This is a genomic window from Streptomyces sp. CO7 (genome assembly GCF_053474865.1).
Map to the genome: position 1 here is coordinate 419,979 of NZ_JBRIOU010000004.1, position 4,158 is coordinate 424,136.

Sequence of the window (4,158 nt, forward strand, 5' to 3'; positions counted from 1 at the left end):
GGCGCGGCGCCGTCGCCCGAGACGGTCCCCGCCTGCGGCCGGGCCGTCGGAGCGGGACCCGCCTCCACCGCCTCGGCGGCGAGCAGGTCCTCCCCCGCGGCCGGCTCCGCGCCGCCCGGCAGGGCCGCCTTCGCCTCGGTACGGCCGCGCAGCACGTTGGAGTTGGCCTCCGCGTCGGCGCCCGGCAGCGAGGTCGGAGCCCCCTGCCGGCCGACCGGAGCGGTGGTGACCGGCGCGGCGGCCGGGGCCGCCGCCAGCAGCGACGTGGGCAGCACCGCGACCGCGGTGACCCCGCCCTGCTTCTGCTCCCGCAGCCGCACCCGCACCCCGTGCCGGTGCGCGAGGCGGGCCACGACGTAGAGGCCGAGGCCCAGGCCGTCGTCGCCGTCCGGGGCGTGCGGCTGCTCGGGGTCGAAGTCGGCCAGGCGGCTGTTGAGACGCTCCAGGCGCTCCTCGGTGACGCCGATGCCCTCGTCCTGCACGGAGAGCATCACCTCACCGCTCTCCAGCAGCCACCCGGAGACCTCCACCGGCAGCTCCGGCGGCGAGAACGCGGTGGCATTCTCCAGCAGCTCGGCCAGCAGGTGGCTCAGGTCGTCGGCGGCGAAGCCCGCCAGGTGGGCGGCCGGCGGCAGCGCGCCGATCCGCACCCGCTCGTACCGCTCGATCTCGCTGACCGCGGCCCGCACCACGTCGACCAGCGGAACCGGCCCGGCGTGCTGCTGCCCGTGCTCGACGCCCGCGAGCACCAGCAGGTTCTCGCTGTGGCGGCGCATCACGGTGGCGAAGTGGTCCACCTTGAAGAGCGTGGACAGCCCTTCGGGGTCCTCCTCGCGGGCCTCCAGGCCCTCGATGACGGTGAGCTGACGCTCGACCAGTCCGAGGATGCGCAGCGCCAGGCTGACGTAGGGACCCTCGGCCGAGTTCTGCGACCGGTCCAGCTCCTCCTGCGCGGACTTCAGCTCGGCGCGCAGCTCCTCGCGCGCGTCGGCCATCCGCTGCCGCTCACCGATCAGGTGCTTGCGGTCGGCCTCCAGTGTGCTAACCCGCTCCTGGAGGGCCAGCGCGTGGCCGTGCAGGGTGTTGACGGAGCGCACGACCTGGGCGAACTCGTCCTTGCGGCCGGTGAACCGGATGGGCTCCTCGTCCTCCGGCTTGTCCGCGAGACGCGCCGAGCCGAGGCGCAGCACGGCCAGCGGCCTGGTCAGCGAGCGGGCCAGGCCGGTGGCGATGCCGACCGCGAGCAACAGCAGCGCGACCAGCGCGGCGATGCGGATCTCCAGCTCGGTGACGTCGTCGGCGCGCAGCTCCTCCAGGGCCTTCACCCGGCTCTCGTAGAGCGAGGACTCGGCGCCGCGCATCAGGTCGAGGCGGGCGGACAGCGCGGCGGAGAGCTTCTTCGGGTCGGTGGCCAGTTCCTTGTCGTTCAGCACCGGCCGGTCGGTGAGGTTCCGCAGGTACTTGCCCGCGGTCTCGGACTCGCGGCCGGTGACGGTGGAGTCGAAGGCGTCCGCCGCCTCCTCGGGGGCGTTGGCGCGGAACTCTGCCAGCGCGGCGTCGGAACGGACCCGGGCCTGCTGGGCGGCCGAGGTCAGCGCGTCACGCCGGGAGGCGTCGGCCGGGGTGGACACCCGGGAGGTCGAGGTGGTGCCGGTGACCGGGTCGTAGACGGGGGTGGAGGTGCTCGGCACCGCCAGCGCGGCCAGCAGCAGGCCGCGGGCGGCCGACGCCTGCTGGACGGCGGTGTCCAGGTCGGCCAGCGCGTGCGCGCCCGCCCCGGCCCGCGGCGGCATGCGGTCGGCCAGCTCGCCGGCCAGGCGGTGCAGTTCCGCGATGGCCTTGGAGTACGCCTCGTGCGCTTCGAGAGCGGTGCTCTTGCCGGAGAGCGCCGCTCTGCGGGTGCTCGCGATCTCGTCGAGGTCGGCCCGGAGCGCGGCCGGGAGGTCCGTGTCCTCGCGCAGATCCTCTATCTCCCGGTCCACCCGGGCGCCGCGCTGCTCGGAGGGCGCCCGCGACTCGGGGCGCCCGGCCGCGATGTACGGGGTGACCTCGTCCCGTTCGTCGGCGAGGGCGTGGGCGAGGGTCAGGGCGTCCTGGGTCTGCTTGGTGAGCGTGACCAGGTCCTTGCTCTCGTCCAGCCGCCCCGCGGAGGAGAGGAGGGAGGGGGCGCCGGCTCCCGCGACGGCGGCGGCCACCACGGCCACCGCGACGATGAGCCGGTTGCGTACATGCGTGGGCCGGCCCCTGCCCACCTCGCCACCGGCCGGGGCGGACGCGCCCGGGGTGCCGGTGGGGGTGGGCGAGTTCTCCGTGCCCTCGCGGGAGGCCTTCTTCTTGCCCGTACGCCGAGGCCGCGTCTTCTGCACCGGTGCTCGCATTCCTGACTCGTGTACCCAAGGCCCGGGTGACCTGCCGTCAACTGGGGCGACACTCACCCGGTACGGTTCCGGTTTTCGGTGTCCGACCTTCCCAGTGCCGGTGGGCGGTGACCGGTCATCAACCGCCCCGCCACCCGAAGGAGTGAACATCGGAGGGTAGTTGAGGGGCAAGTTCCGCCCACCCACCCGCGGGGTCGTCCGCACGGGCGTCCGGAGCCCCAGGTGGACGACCGTCACGGACTTTGGCAGGATTCGCCGCCACGCCTTCACAATCGCACCGCAACCCCCACCAACCGGGCATCGCCGCGGAGTTCCCGCGGGTGACGGTGGAGGTGCGGGTGTTCCTCCTGTTCCGGCTGCCACGCCCGGGGCCTGCGGGTGCAGACTGGCCGGATGCGCACCGAACTTGCCTCCGAGCCCTCCGAACTCGGCTTTCCCAACGAGGACTTCGTCTCCGTCGGACTCCCCGCTTCCGGTCTCGGCGGCGTGGTGGTGGTGCTCGACGGGGTCACTCCTCCACGGGGTGAGACCGGCTGTGTGCACTCCGTGCCGTGGTTCACCGCCCGGCTCGGCGGGGCACTGACCGAACTGTCCCTTTCCCGGCGGGATCTGACCCTGCCGGAGGTGCTTGCCTCGGCCGTCGCGCGTACGGCCGCCGCCCACGCGGAGAGCTGTGACCTTTCTCACCCGCGCACGCCGCAGGCCACGGTGGCCCTCGCCCGCTGGGACGCCGGGACGCTGGAACACCTGGTGCTGGCCGACTCGGTGCTGCTGGTGGAGCGGTCGGGGGGAGACGGTGAAGACCCCGGGGTGACCGCCCTCACCGACGACCGGCTCGCCCGGATCCCCCGGGAGCGGCTGCGGTCGGCGGCGGTGGTCGACGCGACGCTGCGGAACAAGGAGGGCGGCTTCTGGACCGCCGCGGCGGATCCCTCGGTCGCGGAACGGGCCGTCACGGGTTCCGCGCCGCGGGAGGGGGTGCGTTCCCTGACCGCGCTCACCGACGGGGCGACGCGGTGGGTCGAGGTGTTCGGCCGCGGCGGGTGGCCCGACGTGGTCTCCCTCCTCCACGCCCGCGGGGCGGCGGCACTCGTCGCGGAGGTCCGCGAGCTGGAACGCGCCGACGCGCAGACCCGCCGCCTGCTGGGCCCCTCCAAGACCCACGACGACGCCACGGTCGCCCACATCACCTTCTGACCCCCGGCCGCCCCGCACGGAACCGGGGGCGATCTGGCGGGGGTCGACGCGCCCCACCCGCTGCGGACAACCGTTCCGCCGGGGCAGCACACACACAACCCGACGCCCGCAAGGCCCGGGGACACTCACCACCGCAGGCACCGCGAACCCACGCGACCCCACCCACGCGGGCCAGGCACGGTCCGCCCGGCCCGCGGCGCCACAACACGGCCCCCACCCGCTGCGGGCAAGCGTGCCGCCGGGGCGGCACGGGTGGGCGCAGGCAGCACACACGCACGCGACCCCACGCCCGCAAGGCCCGGGCGCGGGAACCGCGGGTGACCTGACGGGGTCACCCGCCCCACCCGCTGCGGGCAATCGTGCCGCCGGGGCGGCACGGGTGGGCGCAGGCCGCACGTGACCCCACGCCCGCGAGGCCAGGCACAGTCACCGTCGCAGGTAGCGCGAACGCACGCGACCCACGCCCCGCGAGGCCCAGGCACGGTCAGCGCCGCAGGCAGTCCCGCGTTGCAGCCGCCCCCCGTCGGGGCGAGCATGGCGAAAGGTAGCCCCGCCGCCGGAAGGACCCCGCGTGCGCAGACGC

General features: G+C 74.9%; 2 protein-coding genes. One reads left to right on the top strand and one right to left on the bottom strand.

The window, feature by feature from the left end; genetic code table 11:
- Positions 1-2,366: sensor histidine kinase (locus ACOV8S_RS14700; protein ID WP_448318256.1), on the bottom strand; the 2,366-nt coding region annotated here is incomplete at its 3' end.
- 405 nt (positions 2,367-2,771) lie between these two features.
- Here ACOV8S_RS14700 and ACOV8S_RS14705 point away from each other — a divergent pair.
- On the top strand, positions 2,772-3,575 hold the full coding sequence (locus ACOV8S_RS14705) for a hypothetical protein (RefSeq protein WP_448318257.1): 804 nt from the start codon (positions 2,772-2,774) through the stop codon (positions 3,573-3,575).
- Positions 3,576-4,158 lie beyond the last annotated feature (583 nt).

Bases quoted from the DNA above. Each gene is read 5' to 3' on its own strand.
- ACOV8S_RS14705 (WP_448318257.1), top strand. From the start codon at position 2,772: ATGCGCACCGAACTTGCCTCCGAGCCCTCCGAACTCGGCTTTCCCAAC.